Here is a 23,807-nt window from a genome sequence, read left to right on the forward strand (position 1 = left end):
TAATTACGCAACAAAGCCATTCACATCCGTAACTTCGCACAATCGACGGTCCGTCACTTAAACCTTTTTTTGAACGTTCTTCCAAACGTTGGTGAGTTGTTTGCATCAGAAAAAGTAAAAGACACTCTGTTAGCTAAACGTCTTCACGAGCTTAACTTATCGTGCGAACAAATCGTCATGGAGTTGGTCGAACTTAATGTAGAAAGTGAAGAACGTTTAAAAAACGCGGCCCACTCACTTGCAGATAATGGTTTTCAAATCGCGGTTGATGACTTTGGAGCACAGGCGTCAACAGAGCAACGTGTTCGTCATATCACTCCTCATATCATCAAAATCGATCGCTCTGTGATGTTGGATTTTGAAAACGGTGATACTCAAAAAATGGAGTTAGTAGTTAAGCTTGCCAACCAAATCGGTGCAAAGACGGTCATCGAAGGGATAGAAACCCAACAGCAACTGACTGCGATGCAAAGTTTAGGCTTCGATATGTATCAAGGCTATCACTTAGCCATGCCAAAGCCGATTGAGTTGGATATCCGCCTAGCAATCTAGAATCTAGAATCTAGAATCTAGCCCCTATTCTCTATTATACCGGAAGCCGCTTTACCATTGGCTAACGACTTTTATAATACCTATCTTTTAAAACGATCCTTGTTAAGGCACGCATTGCTATCGCAACGTCCTCTTAGTTCGGACCTATCTTCGTCTTGTTTTATCAAATCATATCCGTAAAAAAGCCCAATCAAAATTGACTGGGCTGGCTTAAAAGAATCTGTTTTATATCAATCCCTAATAACCCGCAGTGGACGGTTTGATTCTATATAGAATGGCGAACATCACTGGTACTACTATTAGCGTTAGTACTGTAGCAAAGCCTAAGCCTGCCATGATGGTAATCGCCATCGAGCCGAAAAATGCATCGAATACCAAGGGAATCATGCCCAAGATAGTCGTTAGTGCTGCCATAGATACCGGTCGTACACGACTGATCGCGCTGTCGACAACCGCTAAATATGGGTCTTTACCTGTTTGTAGCTCACTGTTGATCTGGTCAAGCAGTACGATACCGTTCTTCAAAATCATGCCACTTAGACTCAATAGACCTAAGAACGCAGTGAAGCTAAATGGCATATTAGTACCTAACAGACCAATCGAAACGCCAATGATAGAGAGTGGCACCGTAAACCAAATCACAAGTGGCTTACGAACCGAGTTGAACAGAAGCATAGTGATGATAAACATCAACAAATAACCCATTGGCAGTGAACCAAATAGAGATTCTTGTGCATCTTTAGAACTCTCGTACTCACCGCCCCAACTGATGCTGTAACCTTCTGGTAGAGCCAATGCTTCTACTTGTGGTTTTACGCGAGCAAACAAGCTAGCTGGTGTTTCATCACCCAATACATCGTGATCAGCCAGAACCGTTAACGTACGTTTTCTGTCACGACGTTGAATCAGTGGCTCAGACCATTGAAGCTCAACCCCATCGATCACTTGTTCTACAGGAATGTAGGTTTGCAGTGATGGGCTCCAGATCTTCACATTGTTCAGTGATTCAAAGTCAAAACGCTCTTCTTCAGGCAGGCGTGCCACGATAGGTAACATGTGCGTACCATCGCGCAGTAAACCGATGTTGTAGCCACCAAACGCCATCTGTAATGTCTCAGACAGATCCGTCTTTGAAATACCAAGGCGACGTGCCTTTGATTCGTTAAACAGTGGCACGAGCTCTTTGGTGCGTTCACGCCAGTCGTGACGCACATTTCGAGAACCAGGATCCGCCAACAAGATATCTTCTACCTCAACAGCTATGCTGCGAAGGATCTGCGGGTCTGCACCGCTAATACGAGCTTCGATTTTTGACGCTGGCGACGGGCCAAACTCAATCAATTTAAATTGGAACGTAGGTTGTTCAAATTTATTGGCCAAGTCCTTGTCTAGCCCTTCTAGGACTTTAAACATGGTGTCTCGGTCAGTCGTTCGTACCTGCAGTTGACTGTACGCTTCGTAACTTTTCTCGGGTTGGTATGTCAGCGCAAAACGTTGCATGCCTTGGCCAACTGTTGTAGTTACAAACTCAACGTCGTCTTGCTGGCGAATGTAGCTTTCAACTTTTTCTGTCTGCTTAATCGTTTCACGTACATCGGTACCTTCCGGCATCCACATATCGACGTAAAACATTGGCGTATTTGATGGCGGGAAGAACTGCTGCTTCACCATACCAAAACCAACCACAGAAACTGCTAATAGCGCGACCATACTTACTACGGTAAGCCACCTAAATCGAAGTGCTACTTTCAGACACGCGCCGAATACAACGAACAGAATACCTTTGTATGGGTCTTCGTTCTCATCGACCTTGTCTTCTTCTTTCAGCATCATTTCTGCAAGGAACGGAGTCAGCGTTAGCGCTGTAACCCAGCTCAAGAACAATGAAAAACACAAAACCCAGAACAGTGAGCCCATGAATTCACCTGTCGCGTCTTTCGACAAACCGATTGGTGCAAAGGCCGTGATAGCAATAATGGTCGCACCCAATAGTGGCCATTGTGTTTGTGTCACGATGTCCTTCGCTGCTTGAAGTTTAGTCTTTCCTTTCTTCAAGCCAACCAGAATACCTTCAACGACAACAATCGCATTATCCACCAGCATACCGAGAGCGATGATAAGTGCACCCAGTGAAATACGGTGCAGTTCGACATCGTTGTAGTCCATCAGGATGAAGGTTCCAAATACCGTCAATAGAAGCACTAGACCGATGATCAAACCACTGCGTAAACCCATTGCAAAAAGCAGTACGATGATAACAATAGCAACGGCTTCTACTAGGCTGATTAAAAAGTCAGCCACTGATTTGTCTACTTCTTGCGCTTGGTTGTAGAAGTAGTTCAGCTCTACACCGGCAGGCTTAATGCTTTCTAAACGATCCAGTTCGGCATCTAACGCGTTACCAATTTCGACGACGTTTACGCCTGAAGAGAACGCAATACCTAGGTTGATCGCTGGTTTGCCATTGTAAGTTAATACGTTACCTGGCTTTTCTTGGATACCGCGAGTCACTTCAGCGACATCTTTCAAGCGAATGAGGTTGCCCGTATCACGACCATGAATGATCAGGTTTTCTAACTCTTCAACCGTGCTCAAAGTGCCGTTAGGCTTGATCGTTAGGCTTTGACCATTCAGCATCACCTCTCCAGCCGAAACCACACTGTTTTGTTGTGCTAACAGTGACGTTACCATCGACATATCTAGGTTCAACGCCGCTAAACGCTCAAGTGACATCTCAACAAACAATTGCTCTTGTTGGTCACCCGCAATACTCACTTTGCCAACACCGTCAACCAATTCGATTTCACGCGTTAGGTAATCTGCGTACTGTTTTAGCTCGACATAATCGTAACCATCACCGGTCAGCATGATCATCACACCAAATACGTCACCAAAATCATCAATAATCTGAACTGAATTAACACCACTGGGTAGTGTTGGCTGTAGGTCGTTGATTTTACGACGCATTTCATCCCAAATTTGGGGCAACTCGTCTGGACCGTAGTCCATCTTCATGCTGACCATAATTTGAGACATACCATTCGACGACGTTGAAGTGATCTTGTCGATATAAGGCAGTTGTCGTATCTCTTTTTCAAGTGGATACGTTAACTCTTCTTCAACTTCCATAGACGTAGCGCCAGGGTAAGTTGAAATAATCATTGCATCTTTAATGGTAAAAGCTGGGTCTTCTAAACGGGATAGGTTGCCAAAAGACGACACACCGCCAATGGCCAAAATGACTAGAAACAGCCAGCTGATTACTTTGTTTTTAATTGAATATTCTGCGATGTTCATTCTGCTTTTCCTGACAATTCGATTCCGTCACGGAGTTTTCTTAGATTCGAGTTTACGAGTCGATCACCTTGCTCAACACCATGAGCGATTAATGCGCCTTGGCCACTGATTTTGTCGACTTCTACTTCGCTTTTGAATGCTTGTCCGTCTTCCATTTTCCACACATAGAACTGATTAGCTTCAGAGCCCGCTTCTAGCGTTGTCATTGGTAACTGGTAACCTTGAACATCACTCAGACCCGCTTTCGCCATATCCACATTGACCGTAACGCTCATGCCCGGCAGAATTTCACTTTCAGGCTGCTGCATCTGCATCCAAAACTCGTAGGTACGTGATTGTGGGTGCAATTCGCTAGTGTGCTCTAGATACGTCAGAGGATATTCCCCCGAGTGACCTCCAAAAGTTGCTTGTGGGCGGTAACTGCTCGAACGCATGTCTGGGCTGATCGACGCCAAGATCGAATCTGACACTTGAATTCGCACATACACCTTATCGTTCTGGTACACACTCAGGAGTGTTTCTCCAGGGGTCGTGTTTTCGAATCGTTGCTTATCTACGGTTGAAACTGTTCCTGAGAATGGCGCTAAAAGCTCTGTGTAACTTAACTTGCGTTTTGCTGCCGCCAAATTCGCCGATGCTAGTTTGTAGTTGGCCGTAAGTTGGTCGTGTTCTGATTGCGATAACATCTTGCTGCCAAACATCTCCGTACCACGGGCCAACTGTTTGCTCGCCAGTTTGAATTGAGATTTAGCATCAGTTAGATCTTGAAGGTACGTTGCGTTATCTAAGGTGGCTAATAACTGCCCTTTTTCGACTTTGTCACCGGCTTCCACCAATACTTGTTGAATTTCGCCTGCAAGCTTAAATGCCAACGGTGTAAGTTCTGCAGGCATCACCTGTCCATTAAAACTTCTGAACTGATCAGTCAGCGGCGCGCCAACGTCAAAGGTAGAAACCAATAAAGGCGGTTGTTCACGGTGTACAGCTTCATTGTTACAGGCTTGAAGTAACAAAACCGACGCGACAACAACTGATAATTTTAAAAGGTTCATTAAATACCCCCCTCACGAAGCCAAGCTTTTACTTGCTGTCCGTCAGATAACACATCCACACCGGCTTCAACGATAAGATCACCAGAAGAAAGACCTTCTATAACTTTACCTTGCTCATCAAGCAGGACTTGTACTTTAGAAATCGATCGAGAGTCTGGGTTATAGCGCCATAGCTCACCATGGTCAGCTTGTTTGGTTAGCCAAGCTGAATCAACAATGCCAATACCGTAGTCTGACTTACTCTTCTGAACTTCAACTTGCGCTGTCATTCCAGAAAGTAGATTGATGCCTACCGGCTTGTCGATAGATACAACCGCTTGGTAGCTGTTGGTGTCTTCATCTGGTTGTGTAGAGATCTCTTTAAAACGCGTTGGGATACGAATACCGCGGTGGCTATCCATTACAACCCACATGTTTGAGCTCGTTAGGTCTTGAATAGAACGGTCTTCAAGCTTAGATACCGGAATAGAGAACGTCACATCCATTTCACTGTGATTCAAAATATTAAGAACTGGCTGCTTTTCAGCAATTAACTGATATTGCTTACCAAACACCATCGATACCACGCCATCGAATGGAGCAACTAATGTGGTGTAACCAAGGTTTGTTTTTGCTTGTTCCAACTCAACGTCAGCGGCAGTAAAGGTGTTGACGGCTTGGTCGTAGTAATCGGTACTGACTAACTTTTTCGAATACAGCTCAGAAGCTTGCTTGTATTGGCTGTTCGCCAAGTCAAATTTAGCTTGAGCTGCATCAACGGCAATACGGTAATCCGTCGCGTCTAATGCGGCTAGCACCTGACCTTTCTTAACTTCTTGTCCCATACGAACATCGAAAACTTCGATATCACCACCCACTTGAAATGAAAGCGCAGCACGGTCGGTTGCATCCACTTTTGCGATAAAACTATCAAGCTCGATATCTGCCTGCAGAGGAATCTCAAATAACTTTACAGGCTTGATTACCTGCTCATTTTCCTCTGACTGAACTTTGTTACATCCAGTTAGAGAGCTTGCGAGCAATAGTGCGGCAATAACCACGCCCGTACGCTTGGTCGGTATCGCTTTGATAGACAAATTGGATTGCATGATGCTTCTCCATTTAATTATTATGATTTATTACACAGGTGGGCAGTATATTTATTATTAAAGAATTCTCAAGATTTACTTTCCACCTGTGCAGTATTTTTTATTTCAAGGAAAACAGTGTAGAATGTGGTAATCAGGTAAATGTAGAAATGAAGATGACTGAAAAGAAACAAGGCAGAAGAAGCGCGAAAGACGCTGAAGAGACGAGATTTTTGATCATGGGTGTAGCTGCGGATATGTTCTGTGAGCATGGTTATGACAGTGTTTCTCTTCGTAACATCAGTGAGAAAGCAGGCGTATCTCATAGCCTTATTCGCCACCATTTTGGTAGCAAAGAGAAAATCTGGCATGCTATAAGTGATTGTTTACATGATTATTTTCAGTCATACATTGCTAAAATCGTAGAAGAATTACCAAAAGGCGTCGCGCCAAACATTACTATCTATTTATTCAGTATGCGCCTCTTTAGCAACATGATTCACTCACGCAAACCGATGCAACTTATCACCGACTCTGTTCGCCAAAAAGACAACTTGGTCGATTACTTTATCGACAATGTTGGTGATATCGAAAAACAAATCAATATGTTGGCAGATGAATATAATGATGCGAATCCAGATAATTTGATCAACATTTACGAAATTAAATGGCAAATGATCATGTATGCGCACGGAGCGGTATGCCTTACTCCTTTCATGGAAAGCACATGGAATGAAGGCGACATGCAATCGACACCTGAAGAAGCATTGTTAAATCATTGGCAATTGTTCAACAAGCAAATGATCAGTACGTTCAATATCAGTGATGAATGGGTATTGAATACGAGTTCGATTGAAGAGCTTATTTATGAAGTCCCTTGTGTGTGGAAATGCGAACACTAGCAAAACAAACACTAAAATCGCGGCTTTAAGTTTCATGCTTAGTGCTTAAAACGAAAACGAAAACGAAAATGCCCCGCTACTGAATATATCAGTAGCGGGGCATTTTTATGTCTGAGCAAGTCTGCTTATGTTTTTACAGTATCACAAACGATGCAACCGCCAGCAAGTTTAGCGACGTGCTTTACCGCGGTTTTGGTGAATCTTAAGTTTCGCTTTCATCTTACGTTTTTCTGATGAACGACTTTTACTGCGACCACCTCGATCGGGGGCTAGATCTTTTTCTAGGCTTGGTTCAAAACCCTCTAGCCACTCTTGAGGCAAGCGCGTATCCAGCAATCGTTCAATGTCACCCAGTAGGTAAGCTTCATCCTGGCTCATCAAAGAGATCGCTAAACCACTGTTGCCAGCACGGCCAGTACGACCAATACGGTGAACGTAGTCTTCCGCTTTAAATGGCATATCGTAATTCACAACTTGTTCTAGTTGCTGGATATCAATACCTCGAGCTGCCACGTCGGTTGCAATTAACGCGCGTACTTTGCCTGACTTGAAATCGTCTAATGCTTTTTGGCGCGCACCTTGGCTCTTATCACCATTGATTGATGCCGCTTTAATGCCATCTAGCTTAAGCTCTTTAACGAGAGCATCGGTGCCCTGCTTAGTCTTAGTAAACACCAACACTTGTTGCCAGTTCTTTGAGCCAATCAAATAAGCCAATAATTCACTCTTGCGCGATTTATCAACGGGATAAACCATCTGGGTAACGGTGTCAGCGGTACTGTTTTTTGGCGTCACTTGAATTTCGCTTGGCGACTGCATCATTCGATGTGCCAGAGCTTTAATTTTGTTATCAAACGTCGCAGAGAAGAACAGAGTCTGTCGCACCTCATTCATACGAGAAAGAATGCGTTTGATATCAGGCATGAAACCCATGTCTAGCATGCGGTCTGCTTCATCCAGTACCAACACTTCAGTGTGGCTCAACATGATGTTCTTAGTGAACATATGGTCGATAAGACGGCCCGGAGTCGCGACAAGAATATCAGCTCCCCCGCGTAGGTTTTCAGTTTGAACCTTCATACTAACGCCGCCGTAAGCCACCACGACTTTGATGTCGGTGCCCTTTGCGTAGCTGGTTACGTTATCGAAAACCTGTTGCGCTAGTTCGCGTGTTGGTACCAACACAAGCGCACGAACTAGCTTCGGGTTTGGAATAACGTTGTCTTTTGTCTCGATTAATCTTTGGATAATGGGCAAACCAAATGCGGCCGTTTTACCTGTACCCGTTTGAGCACCAGCCAATACATCTTTGCCTTCTAATACCAATGGAATCGCTTGTTCTTGAACACTGGTAGGAGCCGTAAAGTTAAGCTCTGATAGCGTAGCAAGAAGATGCTCAGATAATCCTAGTTGGTTAAAAGATTTTGTAGATTCAGACATAGTATGATGCTCAAAGATTAAATAGGCGCGGATTGTAGCAAACCTGCATTACGCTGTTTACCTTTCCTTTTGATTTTTCTTCATTTGAAGCGAATTAAACTGCTTCGCTTCTTCTAAAACACTAGGATAAAGCTCATAAAAGTGACACTGCAACGTGTTGTAGTGATGTTCTAGATCGTGATAGCAAGATTTAAGCATCCCAAGCTTTGGCCGTCTCAAAGCCATGCGTTGCAATACCACCTCAATGGAAGACATGTCTTGATAACTTAGCAACCAACGTTGTTCTGCCATTTTCTGGTGAACAGTAATGAAGTGCTCAGGCCAATGAGGCTCTTGGTGTTCAAAGATCTGTTGATGGCTGTCTACGCAAAAGCGCTCAAGTGATTGCGTTGAGAACTGAGCCCAATGATTGGCTAAGCAGTGATCCCAAAATACATCGAGTGCGATAGGTGCAAAGCGTCGTGTTTGGTGTGAGAAAAGCGATTTTGCAGAACGAGACACATCATGATGATCAGTATAGCTATCAACGAATCGATGAAGTCTTATTCCGTCTGAAAGTGAGTTTGAATAGTATTTACTAGGGTCGCCTTTAACGAAGTCACCTAACAGATTACCCGCTAAGTTACTTTTACAATGCTTGGCGATGTGGAGGTGTGCGAGAAAGTTCATTGAACCTCATTAAAGTATCGAGAACTAAGTAACATGGTAAACGTACTCGTTTATCTTCGCGAACTTTAATGAGGATAGTTTTGTTATGACGTGTGAGCGAATGAGATTTGCTCAGTTTAAGAATTGTTTAATTTGAGAACGTTGAACTACAGAAACCTTTAGTTCAGTAAAACCTAATTAAAGATCTTAAAAACTTAGTTCGAAGACTTGAAAAGCTCTTCTGCTAATTGTTTAACCGTCTGTTCATAGTCAGATAAATCGATACCAATTTCCATAGCATCTAACAACTCTAGACTTTCGTCATTATAAGATTGGTCACTCATAGTGCCCCCTCTATTCCTTGGTGTGGACATGTTGTCCGATTAACTAGTGCACCATCTTGGACTTATATTATGTCACTTTGATGAACGCACTCTACTCTACCCATTCCATATTTATAGCTTGAAGCTACTCGCGATCATTAACGCTTGTTTACGCTAAAGGGGCATACGCGAACGACATATGTACTGCCACCTTACACCAATTACAACAAATTACCCTATAAATTTTGATGCAAATCACACTCAAACGTTTGCTTAAGCATTTTTAGTTCCTTACGCACCAACCACTGTACATATTAATATACAGTGGATATTTTTAATTACATTAAACATTGCATTTGGAATTAAACTCAATCAAGATACTTGAAAATCGAGATATTCTTTGGGTTTATTCTCTTAGACCAGAAGAAATACAACGAAAACCCACCCTAACGTAAAGAATTATATACAATGAATAAATCAAAGGTTTTTGGCAGTACTTTGATCATTGCAGGCACAACCATTGGTGCCGGCATGCTCGCTCTTCCACTCGCATCTGCAGGAATTGGCTTTTCAACTTCACTATTTCTAATGCTTGGCTTATGGGCTCTCATGGCCTTCACCGCATTATTAATGGTAGAGCTTCATCAATTCGCTGAATCAGACGCAACTCTACACACGTTAGCTCACACGATTTTGGGAACGAAAGGAAAGTGGATCGCAAGCTTCGCCGTGATGTTTCTTTTCTACGCTTTGTGTGCCGCATACATTGCAGGTGGCGGAGCGCAGTTTAACCAACGTATATCGGATATTGCAGGCATTGAACTCAATGGCCAAGTCACTACACTCCTATTTACACTGTTAGTTGCGGGAGTTGTTACGATTGGTACACACAGTGTTGATAAAGTTAACCGCGTTTTATTCGGACTTAAACTGATTGCGATGGTACTGGTACTCAGCTTCCTAGCACCAAACATCAGCTCTCAATACCTAATGAGCATGCCTTTGCAGCAAGGCCTGATTGTTGCTGCGATACCGGTTGTGTTTACCTCTTTTGGTTTCCACGGCAGCATCCCTTCAATTGTTCGATACCTGGATGGTGACGTTCGCTCTTTACGTAAGGTCATGATTATTGGCTCTGCACTGCCTTTGGTCATCTATGTTTTCTGGCAGAGTGTTACGTTGGGTGTGGTTAGCCAAGAGCAATTATTGTCTGATACTAGCTTGGGTGCGCTTCTAGTCTCACTATCGCAAACTGTTCATCAATCCAACCTGAGCGTGATCGTCGGTGTGTTCGCGGACCTTGCACTTCTTACTTCTTTTATTGGCGTAAGCTTGGGCTTATTTGAATTCATGGGTGATTCTCTAAGCAAGAAACTAGGCAATGCCAAACGCGTTAAAACGGCCGCTATCACTTTTTTACCACCATTAGGTTTTGCCTTGTTCTACCCACAAGGTTTTATCATGGCTTTGGGTTACGCTGCCATTGCACTTTCAGTGCTCGCAATTCTGCTGCCGACAGTGATGGTATACAAAGTTCGTTACACAGATTTATTAGTAAAACCTCACGCTACAGAATCAACTTACCAAGTGTTAGGTGGAAGCAAAGCGCTGTTTTTAGCGGGTAGCGTTGGCGTGTTTATCATTGCAATTCAAATCCTTATTTCAGTAGGGTTATTACCATCATTAGGCTAATAAACCCATCGAGAGCAAAAATACTTGATTGATGTCTCATGAACGATATATTGCTATCATGAATTTTCATAATTAATCGATCGGAATCACATTTTTATTAAGGTCGGTTATTTAGAGTCCACGGTAAAGGATTTACCGTGGAGTTTTTATGAAAGAAGTACAATTTAGAACGATAGACAAACTGTTTATTAAAATGTCTATTAACGACAAGTTTTGGGTCATTTTCTTGATCTTTTTCGCCGCTGTAGCAAGCCTCGCTGGCTTCAACTATGTCAACAAGCTAGAACAAATTGACGCAAGTGCAAAACAGCAGGTTGAGTTTCAATTGCAAGGCATTTTATCAGCGTCAGATTCCCCAACTTCGGTTCGTTCTGTTAGCCAACAAACACGCCTTCAAGAAACCACTATTTCAAACACGGGTTCGGTGACTGCTACGGCACTGGCACAAGATGGCAACCACTACTCTCTTACCGTTTCAACTACTGATACACAGAACCAAAAGCAGCAAGCTCTGTACACATTATTACTCAGTCTTTTATGGTGTTTGCCTTTTGGTCTTTTCTGTTACTGGGTTGCAACCTTCCTAGGTGGCGCACTTTGGGTTCTTTACTCAACCACTCAAAAGATTGGTGATGGTGATTTAACATCTCGCCTTGGCTTCCATCCAGGCCGAGATGAGTTTGGTACGATTGGTTGCGCCCTTGACCGTTCAATGGATACGCTAAGTGAACTAGTCAATAACGTAAACCAAAACGCAGCGACACTGAGTGAAACGTCAGCTTCTTTCGAAAAAGAGATGAAGCGCAGTGAAACACAGATTATGAGCCAGAATTCATCTCTAGACTCTGTTGCAACGGCAATGGACCAAATGACGGCATCAGCGAATGAAGTATCTAATATCTCTGCGCGCTCTACAGAGCAAGCAGAGCAAGATGCTCAACAAATCAATGATAGTCATGCTATGGTTCAGCAAGCAATCTCAGAGATAACCACCCTTTCTTCTTTGATTGAGCAAACCTCATCTTCTGTTACGAGCTTGAATGTAAATACAAGCCAAATCAACGAAGTCATCACCACGATCAACGCGATTTCAGAGCAAACCAACTTACTTGCACTAAATGCCGCGATTGAAGCAGCTCGTGCGGGTGAACAAGGTCGTGGTTTCGCCGTTGTTGCTGATGAAGTGAGAACGCTTGCTAGCAGAACTCAATCCGCTACGGTTGAGATCCAAACGATGATTGAACGCTTACAGCAAGAGAGTCAAAATATTGCTAAGATCACGGTGCAAACGGTTGATCAAGCGCAAACCAGTAGCCAACTCATTTCACATATCGGTGATGACGTAAACTCGATTGCAGATTCCGCACAAGCGCTAATGGACATGAGTCTACAAATAGCAACGTCAGCTGATGAACAAAGCAACGTAGCGAATACCATCGCTGCTGAGCTTAATGATATACGAGGCCAATCAGACGTAATCAAAGATGTCGCTCAAAACTCTTCAAAGGGCGTATCTAAGCTGACGGAAGCATCGGTTTCTCTGTCTCAAACTTTGGCAAGATACCGCACTTAGCAAATAGCTATCAGCTATCAGCTATTTGCACTTAATGCTTATTGCTCAGAATTAAGAACAAACCTAAAAAGGACTCATATAGAGTCCTTTTTATTGGTGCCGATTAATAACCATGGTAAATCCATACTCCTCAGTTATTAACATGAAGTAAGTCGCAAAGGAGGGATTAAGAGGAGCCAAAACTGTCTAATAATCGAGCTTAGGGGTAATCTATTTGAACGGGTCTTATTTTCGCTTACCCTTTTGCTGCAGGTGACACATAATGAATAAAACAGATGCACCATACACCGACGACATCACATGCCCTTTATGCCAACATGACGAATATCTACTTTCAGAAAGTGGAGAGAAGTTCACTTGTGCTGCATGTGGTTTCCACACAACACAATTAAGCAAAGTAGTCAGCCTTCAATTAGGCTCTACCCCACCAAAGCTCCAGAGTGCGGTATACCACCACTTGAGCAGCGCTTGCCATTAATCCAAATCGATATTTCTTCCAAACTGTAAATATCCTGAGCTGCTATGTCGGCTTCGGTATTATCACTCAATGAACCTTCAAACGTTGGTCGCAATCTAAAAGATTGAATACCCGCACGAACCCCTGCTTCAATGCCTTTCACCGTGTCATCAACATAAATACATTCGTTTGGTAAAAAGCCCATATTCATTGCGGTATACATGATCAGGTCGGGCTCCGGTTTCCAGCTATTGGCATCAAAAGCTGAAAATACTTTGCCTTTGAAGTCGTCGAGCATTCCTGTCATTGCCAATGAGGATTCAACTCGAGATTTAGGCGCATTGGAAGCGATACAAAACTCAATGTCTTGTTGCTTGAGGAATTCAATAAGCTCAATAGCACCATCCATCGGCTTTAAATGGCGTCGGAACAAGGCTTCTAATTCAGTGCGATAAAGCGGCTCGAGTGTATCGATGGAGATAGATAGCCCTAAACGTGCTTGCGTATCCATTAAGATGTCAGCTAGCTTCCCACCTTGAAAGTGCACATAGCAGTCATTAACGCTTAACTTAGCCCCAAAGCCAGAAAACACATTCACTAAGGCTTGGCAACACAGCTTCTCGCTATCGATGAGTGTTCCATCACAATCGAAAATTACACATTTAGTTTGTTCTAACCGCATAGCTCTCTCACTCGCATTGAATTCAAGTTTTATCCTATAGTGTTCTTTCAATACGCGTGATGATTAAGGTAACACTTTACCTATCGCCTCTTATTTCTCTACGCGAAATATGCAGTGGATCACTTTATGCCTAACCATAAGCAACAGTACTCATTAAATTAATATACTTTGAGCGTCACCAATCACGACTTTATTTGCCAATAAACCGTTAATTCACGGCCAATTCTTCAATAACAATAGGTTTATCCGTTAATTCAATGCGACATTCCGCGGTGATGGTATCTGGATACGAATCACGAATAGCAACAAACTCGGGTAAGTGGCTCAGTAGTAACTGAGTAAGCTCAGGGTCGAACTGACAGCCGCATTCTCTCTCGAACAAATCGATAACCATCTCTAATGGCCACGGCTCTTTGTAACAACGGGCACTGAGTAGTGCATCAAACACATCCGCGACGGCCGTAATACGGGCAAACAAGTGAATTTCGTCACCCACTTTGCCATTAGGATATCCAGCCCCATCCCAACGTTCATGATGCTCGTTGGCAATGATAGCAGCCAGATTGGTAATATCACCGGCTCCACTCTTCAATAAGTTATAGCCTGCCGTTGTGTGAAGCTTCATCACTTCCCACTCTTGCTCGGTCAATTTACCTGGTTTATCCAAGATTGATTCTGGGACTGAAATTTTACCCACATCATGCATCGGACTAATGATCTCTATCATCTCGACCTCGCGATGGCTCAAGCCACGATACTTAGCAAGCAACGCAGACAACTTGGCGACACGCTTAACGTGATTACCGGTTTCGCCAGAGCGAGTTTCAATCGCCTCTCCGAGAACATGAATCATATCTTTTTGAATATTCAGTGTTTGCTTCTGAAGTTTTAAGATTCGTTTGCTCTTTTTAGCCAGTTCTTTCTTTTGGCGTAGAGTGACAAATTGCATCAAAATAATCAGGCTCAAACCTGCAATGACCATCGACAATCCCAATAGCAACTGAAAGTTTTTACGAATAAAGGATGAAGGCTCATTAATGAATACAGCCTCATCAGGTAGCGCACTCTCACGGATACCGAAATTTGTCATCGCTGGATAATTGAAAACAAAACGTTTGTTCTCACCTGGAGTTAAAGGTTCGTCGAAACCAAGAGGTAGGTACTTATCGAGCGCCTTAACCGTCTCTTCACCCATGCTTTGAGAGTGATTCACATAGCCACCAAGTACATCTCCCGAAATATAGAACTGCCACAAAGCAAACACTGGAGCAGCACTTGCTTTAGACAAAGTATCCGAAACCTCTTGATAAGTATGATACACGCCTCGATTCAATTCGGTATTGTAATGACTGAGCAAAACCGCGTCATCAGCAGAGATACCTTCCAAAAACTGACGGGTACGCACTAACGATAAATCGCGTATTTCAACCAATGTGATATTAGGGAACTCAGTCATCACGCGATTCATCTCTTTGCGAATTAACTCAGAAGTGACACTGTAATCATTGATGAAATACAGTATTTTTAGGTTAGGTCTTAACTTCGAAATTAGATCAATATTGACGTCTATCTGATCGTTCTCATAAAGCACGGTTGCTCTATCAGACACCGAATACATGTCGGTACTGAAATCGTTAATACCGGCAGCAACGACAGGTGTGGAGCGATCGATCAAACTAGGCAGAGATTCAAGGAAGTTAGCCGCGTTGTCGTCAGTCGCGATTACACCATCAAACTTATAATCTGCATATTTGGTACGTAAGTAGTTTGCGATAGAATCGTAGTACTCAGGGCTATGGACGCGCTTTGAATCCAAATACTCGATTGAGAGTTTAACTTCGGCTTGAGATTGGCTGAACGCACTGTCTATCCCTTTTTGGAAGTCAGCGGTCCACTGATAAGAAGGTTCGTATGAGTGTAAAACTAGGATGCGTTTGATATCCCAGTCATTAGCAAAACTGAGTGAAGAATAAGCGCTAACACACAATACAGCGATTGAGAACAATAGCTTGTACATACAATACCCTTTAAATAAGACGGGGTATTTTACTTAGATTAACGCTTTCTCAAAGAACCTTTAGTTCTCGACCCACACTTTATCGCGAGAAGCATGATCTTGTGCCCAAAAATCAAGGATCTGCTTAGCAAAAGCGTTGATACTTTGACCACTTCCAACCACAACGTCTGAGATTAGCAGAGAATCCTCCGCTTCTGTAACGATAGCGCTCGCTGCTACATCACCATTTTGAGTCCCTATGTATAAGACATGTTCGTCAGATAACATAATCTGACTCAAAAACTCTAACATGTACGCCCTTTCGGTTTCATCTTGGTAAGCGCTGGCTTGGTTAAGTGAAAAAAGTACGGTCAGTTTATGGAAGTCGACTTTATGCAGTTCATCAATTTGGGAAGGTGTTTGATCTTGGGTGAGGAGTTGGTATGTCTTGGACGGGAGTTTGCTTTGATAAAGTTCTCGGCCTAGCAGGCTCTCTTTTGCGGGGTAGGCAATATCGAGTTGACTAAACAGCCATTGGTTTTTCTTCTGTACAATTTCAGGTATTTCGTTATTCATTCTTTTAGTACCTACGGTTAGTATCCCCAAATGTCACAGCTATTTGGAAGACATATATTCGACTGAGGTGCCGAGCTACAAGCACAGAGCATACAGAGCATGACCAAGGCCAACAAGTACTTTAAATGCTTCATATTTTCCATTATCCAACAACATCCTTTAAGAACTTAACGAAAAGCTCTACACTCGTATTCAAGCTTTCAATATCCTTATAGTAAACAGAACTCTATAAATAAAAAGGACTTCTTATGAAAAAAGCCTTAATAGCAGCGGGTATCATCACAATGTTGGCTGGCTGTTCGGACAACGAGGTTGGCGACGTCTCTCTTGGATTCTTCACAATGAAGGATATCAAAATGTCTTCTTTAGATGATGATAAAATCGCAGGTGTGACTTGTCATATCGCTTCAATCGAAGCAAACCTTAGCCTTTCCGATCCAAGCGATAGCTCTATTTCTTGTCGTCAAACCGGTGAAATTACATCAGAAATGATTGCTAAAATAGACAAAAGCAAATCTGGTGAAGTGGTGTTCAAACAATCAAAAAGTATCTTCTTTAAAACAATGAAGGTTCGTCGTATCTACGATGTAGAGAATCAATCGCTGCTTTACTTGTCATACACCACCAAAGAAACAGAAGGCAGTTTCAAGCATAGCCTTTCAACCGTTCCCCTATGGGGTACTGAGGCTTACGTTGATCCAGCAACACTCCTCCCAGCGGAATAGGCTCACGTAAATGCCCTCAAGCGAAAAGTAAAACGAGTCACCTGTACAGACATCGTACAGGTGATTCTAAATGTAATAAAAATGAAAGAATCAGAAACAAAATGTGATATCATTCGGCAAAATTTTTTCACTGTATTTTTCATATGAAGTTTCCTGGACAGCGTAAATCTAAACACTACTTTCCAACTCACGCACGTGATCCGTTGGTCAACCAAATGCAACAAACGCCTAAGCTTCACCGCGCAACAATTGTCGGTGTTGGTCAAACGATTGTTGATATCGAAGCCCGTGTTGATAACGCGTTCCTTGAAAAATATGAGCTGAGTAAAGGTCACTCACTGGTATTGGAAGAGAGTAAAGCAGATGCGCTGTACGAAGAGTTAGTTGAGCGCGGTTTGATCACGCATCAATACCCTGGCGATACTATCGGCAACACACTGCACAACTATTCCGTACTTGCAGACAGTAAATCTGTATTGCTCGGCGTTATGTCTAAGAAGATTGAAGTTGGCTCATTTGGTTATCGTTACCTTTGCCGCACTTCTTCTCGTATGAATCTAAATCACCTTCAAACGGTTGATGGTCCTATTGGTCGTTGCTACACGCTTATTTCTGAAGATGGTGAACGTACGTTTGCAATCAACGAAGGCCACATGAACCAACTGCTTCCTGAAAGCGTTCCTGAAAAAGTGTTCGAGAAAGCATCAGCATTGGTTGTGTCGTCATACCTAATGCGCGGCAAACCTGAAGATCCGATGCCAAAAGCGGTACAAAAAGCGATTGAATACGCGAAAGCGCACAATGTGCCAGTTGTACTAACACTTGGTACTAAGTACGTGATCGAAGGTAATGCGGAATGGTGGCAAGAATATCTGAAAGAAAACGTAACCATCGTCGCGATGAACGAAGACGAAGGTGAAGCGTTAACGGGTGAAAAAGATCCGCTTCTAGCTGCTAACAAAGCACTTGAGTGGGTTGACCTCGTTCTCTGTACTGCAGGCCCTATCGGTTTATACATGGCTGGCTACACTGACGAGCCTGCGAAACGCGAAACCACTCTGCCATTATTACCGGGTAACATTCCTGAGTTCAATAAATTCGAGTTCAGCCGTGCTATGCGTAAGCAAGACTGTCAAGATCCGGTAAAAGTATACTCTCACATTGGCCCTTATCTTGGTGGCCCGCGCGAAATTAAAAACACCAATGGTGCTGGTGATGGTGCACTTTCTGCACTTTTACACGACATGGCAGCAAACAGCTACCACCACGTGAATGTACCAAACTCAGAAAAGCACGAGCACTCGTGTCTAACGTATTCTTCTCTGTCTCAAATTTGTAAGTACTCAAACCGTGTAAGCTATGAAGTGTTGACTCAGCACTCTCCTCGCCTTTCTCGTGCACTACCTGAACGCGAAGATAGCTTAGAAGAAACATACTGGGATCGTTAAGCGACTCTATTAGGTAGTTAACTCTTAGAGGTTAACGCCAAGTTGGATTACCCATTCCTTGAAGGGCTGCTATATGCAGCCCTTTTTGTATTCAACACCAATATAACGGCAGCTGAAGGTAATCAGATCGAATATTTTTCTCGTTTAAGATTTGATCTCGCGCAATGACTCTTTAGATCTGTTATCTTCCAGCACATAATTGATGTGGTTTGCCTTTACTTGGCAAATTTATACAGTACTATCGCCACGCAAACGTTTACGTACCACCTTTCGGTTCTGATATAAGGATCAAATATGCTGTCTGATATTGATATTTGTCGCTCTACTCCCCTTAAAAACATCAGTGAAGTTGCCAAGCAAGCTGGCCTGCACCACAACGAACATCAGCCATTAGGGCAATACAAATCTAAAGTGTCTCTCACATCACTTGAACGCCTCGCTAGCCAACAAGATGGTAAATTAGTCGTGGTTACGGCCATCACACCGACGCCTCTTGGTGAGGGCAAAACCGTCACCACTATCGGACTAGCACAAGGTCTAGCAAAGATTAACCAATCCGCTATGGCCTGCATTCGCCAACCTTCAATGGGCCCGGTATTTGGTGTAAAAGGTGGTGCAGCCGGCGGTGGCTATTCACAAGTTGCCCCAATGGAGCAATTGAACCTTCACCTGACTGGCGACATTCATGCCGTAACAGTCGCTCATAACCTCGCATCTGCCGCTATTGACGCTCGTTTGTATCATGAGCAACGTGAAGGGTCAGAAGCCTTTGAGGCTCGCTCAGGCTTAAAAGCTCTGGATATCGACCCACGCAGAATCGTGTGGCGACGTGTACTTGACCACAATGACCGCGCACTGCGTATGATCACGGTTGGCAAGAACGAAGCAGACAAAACAATTAATGGCTTTGAGCGCGAGGATGGCTTTGACATCTCAGCCGCTTCAGAGCTGATGGCTATTCTTGCTCTCACTGATGACCTCCAAGATTTAAGAAAGCGTATCGGACGAGTGGTACTCGCATACAACAACCAAGGCTTGCCATTAACTGCAGATGACTTCAACGTAGCAGGTGCTATGACAGTCACAATGAAAGACTCCATAGAGCCAACATTGATGCAAACCCTTGAAGGGGTTCCTACCCTAATCCACGCGGGGCCATTCGCTAACATCGCACACGGTAACTCTTCTATTATTGCCGATAAGGTTGCGTTAAAGCTAAGTGACTTTGTCGTGACGGAAGGTGGCTTCGGCTCAGATATGGGTTTTGAGAAAGCATGTAACATCAAAGTGAAAGCATCGAAAAAAAATCCAGATTGTGCTGTTATTGTCGCAACATTACGTGGTCTAAAAGCCAACTCAGGTTTATACGATTTGAGACCAGGAACTCCGCTACCAGATTCAATCTTTAATGATGACCAAGACGCGCTTATTGCAGGGTTTGAGAACCTTAAATGGCACATCAACAGCGTTAAGCAATACCAAGTGCCTACCGTTGTTGCGATCAATCGATTTCCACAAGATTCAGCTCAAGAGCTCGATGCTTTGAAACAGATGATCACCGACTTCGACCCAAGCGTTAGTGTTGAAGTAAGCGAAGCATTTGGTCAGGGTGGCGAAGGGGCGACTAAATTGGCTCACGCCGTAGTAAAAGCTTGCCAAAAACAGAGTGAATTTAAGCCGTTGTATCACTCAAAGCAAAGCCTAGAAGAAAAACTGATGGCCGTCGCTGAAGTTGGCTATGGCGCAGCAAGTATCTCGCTATCTCCACTGGCTAAAAAACAACTGGCCGAATTCAAACTGCATGGCTATAACGACCTATCGGTTTGTTTAGCAAAAACACCACTATCGATCTCGACAGAAGCACACGTAAAAGGTGCACCATCTCAGTTTGACGTACCCGTTAGGGAGCTAAAACTGTGTGCTGGTGCTGGCTTTATTTACGCGCTGTGCGGCAATGTAATGACCATGCCAGGCCTACCGGATAAACCGGCTTTTATGTCGTTGGACATTGATAGCAAAGGAAACATCGTTGGCTTAAGTTAATTACGACCAGACATAGGCTAAAAATCCGCTTTATCTAGAATAACCTGTCCGTACTATGCTCCCCATTATATTTGCGGACAGGTCTCGTTTCTGATACCTAATTGCTCAATTAACACCCCAAGTGCAATAAATTTCATTAAAAACGAAATAATATGCACATCTGATTATAAGTTTTGGGTCAAGATCACATTAATAGGCCTACAAAATATATAGTATTGCGCTGATTTTTCGAGGACAGTGATGAATACGAGTATAAAAAAACTGATCAGCCAATTTCTATGTACCTTGTTTGTCCTAGGATTAGTCCCTGCTCTCTATATAAACTCTGAATTTGAACGGGTTGAAGCCCAGTATGCGCTAAACATCAAACAGTCTAATCAAAACCAAATCGAATACAGCTTCCATCAACTCGCTATTATTGTTGAGCAAATATCAAACGCGGTTCCCTCTATTGCCGCCTCACAGACCCTACTTCGTTCCATTTCCGAGCCTTCAGTTACTAACAAACAAGCACTGCAGGATCTGTGGGTTGTATTGGCACACGGGCAACAATACTACTCTCAACTGCGTTTCCTAGATCTAGACGCTAATGAAGTATTCCGCGTCAACTATAAAGATGGCCACGCAAGTGTCACTCCAGACCACGAGTTACAAAACAAATCCTCTCGCGATTACTACAAAAAGCTACAAGAATTAGAGATTGGAGAAGTTAAAGCTACAGGCATTGATCTAGAAGTTGAAAATGGAGAGTTAGTTCGCCCCTTTTCGCCGACACTTCGCATTATGACGCCTGTCACTGTAGGGGAGCACATTATTGGCTATTTCATTGCTAACCTAAATATGCGCGAGATCTATGATCGCTTACATTACCAGATAGGTACATCAGCGACAGTTCCGGTCATCCTTAATAATACTGGTCATGTCATCATGGGTCCCGACCCTGAGGATTCATTTGGGCATGTGATTGAATCACGTTCAGACAAGACGTATGCAAAACTAGCCCCAGGCCTGTGGCAGAATATTCAAAGCGGCACCTCATCCAGCTATTTTGATGGTAAAAACTGGTATTTTCACTCTGACATCAGCCCTAAGATTAAGCAGTTTGAAGGACCAATTTATATGGTTCTTCATATTGAAGAACATCAATTTAACACTCAGTTTCAACAAGAAAATCACGCCATAGTCGTTCAGATAATCATACTCTCGATATTGATTTCAATGATATCTGCAGGTTTCGTACTGTGGAACAGAAATCATAAAAAGAACAGTATCGAAAGCCAACTCGCCAAAGCGGCAATGAACGGTATGTCTGCCCTATTAATCACAGACAAAAATAACCGAATCATAAAAGTAAACCAAGAGTTCACCCGTGTCAGTGGCTACGAGTTAGAAGATGTAAAAGGTAAACAGCCTTCATTGTTTAACGCTGGCCGATATAATGAAGAGTTCTACACTAAAATGTGGAGCGTCATTAAAGAGACAGGGATGTGGGAAGGCGAAGTGGTGAACCGACGAAAGGATGGCACCTTCATCACGGAAATTCTTCGAATACAAACCATCAAAGACTCAAAAGATGTGATTCAATTTTATGTTGCATCATTTGTTGATATCAGCAAACGCAAAGAGCTCGAGAATAAATTGAGAAACCTTAGCGAAAAAGATGCACTATCTGGCTGTTGGAATAGACGAAAGTTCGACCTGGAGCTTCGTGACGAGTGTTCTCGCGTTAGTCGTTACCCTACTCGCGAGCAATCTTGCTTAGCCATATTGGATATTGACCATTTCAAACGCATTAACGATAGATTTGGACATGATTATGGCGATAAAGCCATACAAACCGTAGCACAGGTACTGCAACGTGAATGCCGAGATACCGATTTCGTGGCTCGTATTGGGGGAGAAGAGTTTGGGGTTATCTTGCCTCACACGACACCACAAGAAGCCGACTATGTGCTTAATAGGCTGAGAATCGCGATCAGTATCGAGTTCGACAACGTCGTTACAATAAGTGGCGGAATAACCAACCTAACAGGTGAACCTGCACTCAATTATAAGTGCGCCGATTTAGCTCTTTACGAAGCAAAAGCAGTAGGTAGAAACAGTGTATGTTTGTTCCTTGATAGCGAAATGAGCGAAATTGCATAGTGGGAGCCTGCATCGCACCACCGCCCCGCTAACTTATTCATTTCACTCTAGAGTCGTTCACTCAACAATCAACTTGGTGCGGGGTAGAACTCCAGCGTATTCCCTTCGACTACCAGAATGCAATCCATATTCGCAGCATGGGCTGCCTGCTTACCAAGGTGAGTATCTTCAAACACAACACACTGCTTTGGCTGTAAACCCATACCAAAACAAGCAGCTAAGAAAGTATCAGGGTTTGGTTTATGATTCTTCACATCTGTCGCTGTCACTAAGATATCCAACTTACTCAAGATATCCGTTTTATCTAACAGTTGTTCTGCGCTCTTGCGTTGACTGCCCGTTCCAACCGCAATCTTCTTGTCACCGAGATGGTCTATCAAAAGAGAATACGTACAAGGGATAATATCTCCTTTGTCTTCAATAGCTGCAAACGAAGCCATTTTAAACGTAGAAACCGCTTGTGGGTCGAGCGATAAACCGTACTTACTATTTACCTCACCAGCGATCTTATAACTCGGCATTCCACCTAAGCTATGCAGCCAAGACGCTTCGAAATAAAAGCCGAACTCTTCCGCCGTTTGTTGCCATGCTTTCACATGTGCTGGCATTGTATCGATCAACGTACCGTCCATATCAAAGATTAATCCTTCATACGCCGTTAAATCAATTTTCATCACTACTACCACTCTTTAAGAAAGTTACTGATACCATACCCAATATTCAGTATCATGACCCCATATTACTGTTCAAAATGGATGTTTATGTTACAAATATCTAACTCTGTTTCAATTCAAGACTGGGAACTCCAGCTAACCGCGATCAGAGCTCAAGGAGCCGGAGGTCAAAACGTCAATAAAGTATCGAGTGCGATACATTTACGTTTTGACATAAAGCACTCAACCCTACCCGATTTCTATAAAGAAAAACTCCTGGCACATAAAGATGGTCGTATCACTAAAGATGGTGTGATTATCATTAAAGCTCAACAGTACAGAACTCAGGAGCAAAACCGAGACGATGCTTTGGTACGTTTGAAAGAGCTGATCTTAGAAGCAACAAAAGTTCAAAAAGTGAGACGAGCAACCAAGCCAACACGCGGCTCTCAAAAAAGACGTTTAGAAAGTAAAAAGCAAAGAAGCACCACCAAACAACTTCGCGGAAGAGTAGACTAATTGTTTCATGTCCGTAG

General features: G+C 43.2%; 18 protein-coding genes and 1 pseudogene. 9 read left to right on the forward strand and 10 right to left on the reverse strand.

Annotated features, from left to right (window positions below; all coding sequences use genetic code 11):
• Positions 1-9: 9 nt before the first annotated feature.
• Positions 10-552: pseudogene (locus tag AB4180_RS14380) on the forward strand (EAL domain-containing protein); the annotation flags it as partial.
• 237 nt (positions 553-789) lie between these two features.
• Here the strand turns inward: AB4180_RS14380 and AB4180_RS14385 are convergent.
• Genes AB4180_RS14385 through AB4180_RS14395 form a run of 3 tightly spaced genes read right to left on the reverse strand, consistent with a single transcriptional unit; the run spans position 790 to position 5,989 of the window.
• Positions 790-3,849 (reverse strand): efflux RND transporter permease subunit, encoded by a 3,060-nt coding sequence (locus AB4180_RS14385; protein WP_032555045.1) that lies wholly within the window; start codon positions 3,847-3,849, stop codon positions 790-792.
• The gene (locus tag AB4180_RS14390) at positions 3,846-4,901 is read right to left on the reverse strand and encodes an efflux RND transporter periplasmic adaptor subunit (protein ID WP_102250389.1); all 1,056 of its coding nucleotides are present in this window, start codon (positions 4,899-4,901) and stop codon (positions 3,846-3,848) included. The genes AB4180_RS14385 and AB4180_RS14390 overlap by 4 nt, the downstream gene beginning before the upstream one ends.
• Complete coding sequence (locus tag AB4180_RS14395; RefSeq protein ID WP_102250388.1) at positions 4,901-5,989, reverse strand: efflux RND transporter periplasmic adaptor subunit; 1,089 nt, start codon at positions 5,987-5,989, stop codon at positions 4,901-4,903. The genes AB4180_RS14390 and AB4180_RS14395 overlap by 1 nt, the downstream gene beginning before the upstream one ends.
• A 149-nt stretch (positions 5,990-6,138) precedes the next feature.
• On the opposite strand from AB4180_RS14395, the gene AB4180_RS14400 reads away from it, so the two are divergent.
• Positions 6,139-6,870 carry a TetR/AcrR family transcriptional regulator gene (locus AB4180_RS14400; RefSeq protein ID WP_009845253.1) on the forward strand — a complete coding sequence of 244 codons (732 nt, stop codon included), beginning with the start codon at positions 6,139-6,141 and terminating at the stop codon, positions 6,868-6,870.
• Between the two features lie 168 nt (positions 6,871-7,038).
• On the opposite strand, the gene AB4180_RS14405 is transcribed toward AB4180_RS14400, so the two are convergent.
• The 3 genes from AB4180_RS14405 to AB4180_RS14415 form a co-directional block, all read right to left on the reverse strand.
• Entirely contained in the window at positions 7,039-8,310 is a 1,272-nt protein-coding gene (locus tag AB4180_RS14405) for a DEAD/DEAH box helicase (RefSeq protein WP_012600681.1), read from the reverse strand.
• Between the two features lie 57 nt (positions 8,311-8,367).
• Entirely contained in the window at positions 8,368-8,979 is a 612-nt protein-coding gene (locus AB4180_RS14410) for an ACP phosphodiesterase (RefSeq protein ID WP_102250387.1), read from the reverse strand.
• Between the two features lie 194 nt (positions 8,980-9,173).
• Positions 9,174-9,302 carry a hypothetical protein gene (locus AB4180_RS14415; protein WP_017059831.1) on the reverse strand — a complete coding sequence of 43 codons (129 nt, stop codon included), beginning with the start codon at positions 9,300-9,302 and terminating at the stop codon, positions 9,174-9,176.
• 447 nt (positions 9,303-9,749) lie between these two features.
• On the opposite strand from AB4180_RS14415, the gene AB4180_RS14420 reads away from it, so the two are divergent.
• The gene (locus AB4180_RS14420; RefSeq protein ID WP_102250386.1) at positions 9,750-10,973 is read left to right on the forward strand and encodes an aromatic amino acid transport family protein; all 1,224 of its coding nucleotides are present in this window, start codon (positions 9,750-9,752) and stop codon (positions 10,971-10,973) included.
• Positions 10,974-11,121: 148 nt separating this feature from the next.
• Positions 11,122-12,546 carry a methyl-accepting chemotaxis protein gene (locus AB4180_RS14425; RefSeq protein ID WP_102250385.1) on the forward strand — a complete coding sequence of 475 codons (1,425 nt, stop codon included), beginning with the start codon at positions 11,122-11,124 and terminating at the stop codon, positions 12,544-12,546.
• A 419-nt stretch (positions 12,547-12,965) separates the two neighbouring features.
• Here the strand turns inward: AB4180_RS14425 and AB4180_RS14430 are convergent, their stop codons facing one another.
• From AB4180_RS14430 to AB4180_RS14440, 3 genes are all read right to left on the reverse strand, one after another.
• Complete coding sequence (locus tag AB4180_RS14430; RefSeq protein ID WP_102250384.1) at positions 12,966-13,685, reverse strand: HAD-IA family hydrolase; 720 nt, start codon at positions 13,683-13,685, stop codon at positions 12,966-12,968.
• Positions 13,686-13,893: 208 nt separating this feature from the next.
• Complete coding sequence (locus AB4180_RS14435) at positions 13,894-15,702, reverse strand: HD domain-containing phosphohydrolase (protein WP_017097955.1); 1,809 nt, start codon at positions 15,700-15,702, stop codon at positions 13,894-13,896.
• A 60-nt stretch (positions 15,703-15,762) separates the two neighbouring features.
• On the reverse strand, positions 15,763-16,257 hold the full coding sequence (locus AB4180_RS14440) for a hypothetical protein (protein ID WP_029222777.1): 495 nt from the start codon (positions 16,255-16,257) through the stop codon (positions 15,763-15,765).
• 248 nt (positions 16,258-16,505) lie between these two features.
• On the opposite strand from AB4180_RS14440, the gene AB4180_RS14445 reads away from it, so the two are divergent.
• The 4 genes from AB4180_RS14445 to AB4180_RS14460 all read left to right on the forward strand — a co-directional run bounded on the left by AB4180_RS14445 (position 16,506) and on the right by AB4180_RS14460 (position 22,618).
• Entirely contained in the window at positions 16,506-16,982 is a 477-nt protein-coding gene (locus AB4180_RS14445; RefSeq protein ID WP_102250383.1) for a CreA family protein, read from the forward strand.
• 143 nt (positions 16,983-17,125) lie between these two features.
• Entirely contained in the window at positions 17,126-18,430 is a 1,305-nt protein-coding gene (locus tag AB4180_RS14450; RefSeq protein WP_017097957.1) for an inosine/guanosine kinase, read from the forward strand.
• Between the two features lie 294 nt (positions 18,431-18,724).
• Entirely contained in the window at positions 18,725-20,473 is a 1,749-nt protein-coding gene (locus AB4180_RS14455; protein ID WP_102250382.1) for a formate--tetrahydrofolate ligase, read from the forward strand.
• Positions 20,474-20,713: 240 nt separating this feature from the next.
• Positions 20,714-22,618: a diguanylate cyclase gene (locus AB4180_RS14460; protein WP_065678984.1), complete on the forward strand. Its 1,905-nt coding sequence runs from the start codon at positions 20,714-20,716 to the stop codon at positions 22,616-22,618.
• Positions 22,619-22,686: 68 nt separating this feature from the next.
• On the opposite strand, the gene AB4180_RS14465 is transcribed toward AB4180_RS14460, so the two are convergent.
• A complete protein-coding gene (locus AB4180_RS14465; RefSeq protein WP_009845180.1) occupies positions 22,687-23,292 on the reverse strand; it encodes a beta-phosphoglucomutase family hydrolase in 606 nt (201 codons plus the stop codon).
• Positions 23,293-23,379: 87 nt separating this feature from the next.
• On the opposite strand from AB4180_RS14465, the gene arfB reads away from it, so the two are divergent.
• Complete coding sequence (gene arfB / locus AB4180_RS14470) at positions 23,380-23,790, forward strand: alternative ribosome rescue aminoacyl-tRNA hydrolase ArfB (protein ID WP_012600691.1); 411 nt, start codon at positions 23,380-23,382, stop codon at positions 23,788-23,790.
• Positions 23,791-23,807: the final 17 nt, after the last annotated feature.

Origin of the sequence: Vibrio sp. 10N.286.49.C3, from assembly GCF_041469545.1 — a bacterium.
In the GTDB taxonomy this organism is placed as follows: Bacteria; Pseudomonadota; Gammaproteobacteria; order Enterobacterales; family Vibrionaceae; genus Vibrio; species Vibrio tasmaniensis_A.